The 2,688-nt window shown below is 53.1% G+C and carries 2 protein-coding genes; both read left to right on the forward strand.

The window, feature by feature from the left end; all coding sequences use genetic code 11:
• Positions 1-110: 110 nt before the first annotated feature.
• A complete protein-coding gene (locus B3Z49_RS01395; protein WP_296987713.1) occupies positions 111-1,004 on the forward strand; it encodes a DMT family transporter in 894 nt (297 codons plus the stop codon).
• A 155-nt stretch (positions 1,005-1,159) separates the two neighbouring features.
• Positions 1,160-2,688, forward strand: a 1,529-nt coding sequence (locus tag B3Z49_RS01400) for a tetratricopeptide repeat-containing sulfotransferase family protein (RefSeq protein WP_296987716.1), incomplete at its 3' end; no start/stop codon positions are given.

Genomic DNA, 2,688 nt, shown 5'->3' on the forward strand with positions numbered 1-2,688 from the left:
CATACTTCCCACCAGATACTTGTCGCGAACTTCCGGAGTTTGGGCAAAGACCGGATCGTCAAACAGGTGCATCTTCCGGTTTGCAAAATCAGCAAACTCGGATGGGTGCGATGGATGAAAAACGTAAGGCAACCTTGATCGGTTCGGTTGCCGTAATTCTTTGGGCCATGCTTGCCCTGTTCACGACCGAAGTCGCCGACATCCCGCCGTTTCAATTGGTCAGTTTGTGCTTTGGTATTGCGAGCATTTTCAGTGCGCTCTGGATTACGCTCCGCGGTGGTGATGTGGTTCGCGCCTTGCGTCAACCACTTGGTGCCTGGGTGCTTGGTGTGGCGGGGCTGTTTGGCTATCACTTTTTCTATTTTGTCGCGCTGGCAAACGCGCCTGCGGTCGAAGCCAGCCTGATTGCTTATCTTTGGCCGCTGCTGATTGTTTTGTTCTCCGCACTTTTGCCCGGCGAACGCCTGAAATGGCAGCATACCGGGGGTGCCGTTCTGGGGTTGTCCGGCGCTGTTCTTCTGGTGGGTAAGGGGCAAGCCCTGACCTTTGATCCGGCATTCGCGCTGGGATACGGGGCGGCAATTATCTGTTCACTTCTGTGGTCGGGTTATTCGGTCGTGAACCGGCGCTATCGCAATGTTCCGGTGGGGGCAGTCTGCGGGTTTTGTGCAGGTGCTGCCATTCTTGGCCTTGTTACGCACGGCATGATCGAAGACTGGGTAACGCCGGACGCCAGACAGTGGCTTGCTATTCTCGGGCTCGGACTGGGCCCGGTCGGGGCCGCATTCTTCGTCTGGGATCATGGCACCAAACACGGTGATATCCAGATCCTCGGTGTTCTGGCCTATGGCGCGCCGTTGCTCAGCACCTGCTTGTTGATCGCGTTCGGCAAGGCGATTGCAACACCGACCATTGTTGTGGGGTGCATCCTGATTGTCAGCGGTGCGGTTCTGGCATCCGCCAGCTTTAAATCACGAAAACAACATCGAAATTCTGTTCCATAACGACAACTTTAGGATGTGGCAGTTCTGTCACAATTACGTGAACATCGGTCAGAAGATCCCGGATTGTGCTTTGCGGTATTATGTAACTGACTTATAGTCGTTACGTGCTTGGGGAGGGGGCGTAGATCAAAACATACGCATCCAGGGACAGATGAATGACGCAGTCACAAAAAGACATTGCGCTTGAAATGAAGCAGGAAATGTCGGCCGGGCAGTTCGATCGAGCAGCCATGATTGGCGCGCAAATACTGCGTTTGCACTCCAATAGAACAGATATCCAGATCATGACTGCGGTGAGCGAGCTGCAGGCGGGTTCTGTTGCAAGTGCAGGTAGAAGGCTGAAAAAGCTGTTTAATTCGCTTCCGTTGACTGACCGTTTTTTTGGACCAGTCGCTCAGAACTTCCTGCAATATGCATATCAGTCAAATGACTACTCTTCATTTGAATCTGCGATCAAAAAGCGTTTGCGTACTGCGACGCAAAAGGACCGGCTAAGCTATATGCTCGCCGACGTCATCTTTCAAAGACAGCTCAGCAAAAGCCCCGGATTGTGTTTTGCCCCGGGACTGAGCGAAGCAATCGACATTCTGAATGCAATTCCCGGCACAAGCGAGACATTCGACGAAGCCCAGATGCTGCTTGCGCGCGTTTATCTGTATCAGGAAAAGTACATGCAGACATTTTCTGTCCTCGAAGGCATCGTTGCGCGTAAGCCTGATGTGCTCGCGATACGGATGTTGCTTGCCTCTTCCTATTCAATGGCGGGTGAAGTGGAACGTGCGGTTACTGAAAGCCTTGAGATCATTCGCAGGAAGCCGACCGCCAGCGCGCAGCCATACCTGATCATTTCCTTTATGCGTCCGCAATCGATGCCCGACAATGCTGCCGGTTTGCTGGACGCAATGCTCGATAATCCCGATCTTGCAAAGATGGAGCACTACAAGGCTGCCTTTGCGCGGGCAAAGATTGAGGAAATCAAGGGCAATATGAAAGAGGCCTTTGATTTCTATCGGTTGGGTCATCGGGCACACCGGACGGAGCGGCCGTTTAATATGGCGCGCGAGCTCAGTGAGCTTGCGCGTTTGCATGAAATGGTCCGTTCAGCGCCGGTTTTTGAAGGTATCAGTTCTGAGAATGAAGATGGCCCGCGCCCGATCTTTATCGTCGGGATGCCGCGATCCGGAACAACCCTGACCGAGCGTATTCTTGGTGCCCATCCCGATGTGCATGCCGCTGGCGAAATCGGCGACTTTGCCAAGGCGGTGATTGATGTGGTCGGACGTGGCCAGATTTCTGATCAATTGGCGCGCATCGATGCCAAGGCAGCGAAGAAAATTCGCAAACAGTATCTTGCGGCACTCAAGGCCTATGCGCCCGAAAAGCGGTTTGTCACCAACAAGACACCGGCCAATTTCCTGCGTGTTGAGATGATCCGGCGCGTCTTTCCCGATGCACCGATCATTCACACTCATCGCCATCCACTTGCGACCTGTCTTTCGATCTATACAACGCCATTCTCGATACCGATGCGCTATTCTGATGATCTTGCGGAGTTTGCCGACTACTACCGCGGTTATGTCGGTCTGATGAATACCTGTTTTGAAGCGGATCACAATGGCCAGTTGTATGATCTTTCGTACGAAGACCTGGTGTCTGATCCGGAAGCTGTTGCACAGGATTATCT

Origin of the sequence: Thalassospira sp. UBA1131 (assembly GCF_002311515.1) — a bacterium.
Taxonomy (GTDB): domain Bacteria; phylum Pseudomonadota; class Alphaproteobacteria; order Rhodospirillales; family Thalassospiraceae; genus Thalassospira.